This window comes from Bradyrhizobium sp. USDA3516 (assembly GCF_057651995.1).
On record NZ_JBYGYN010000047.1, the window covers coordinates 1 to 202 of the forward strand.

Below are 202 nucleotides of genomic sequence, written 5' to 3' on the forward strand. Positions count from 1 at the left end.
CCTCCAGTCCACCGCTGACCTCCTCGCCACCACGCAGAATCGTCTGTCGACCGGCAAGAGCGTCAACTCGGCCCTGGACAATCCCACCAACTTCTTCACGGCACAGTCGCTCGACAACCGCGCCAGCGACATCAACAACCTGCTCGACGGCATCGCCAACGGCGTGCAGGTGCTGCAGGCTGCCAACACCGGCATCACCTCG

General features: G+C 63.9%; 1 protein-coding gene. It reads left to right on the top strand.

The genetic code is table 11. The features are described from left to right. Positions 1–202: flagellin N-terminal helical domain-containing protein (locus tag AC24YW_RS36690; RefSeq protein ID WP_487487225.1), on the top strand; the 202-nt coding region annotated here is incomplete at both ends.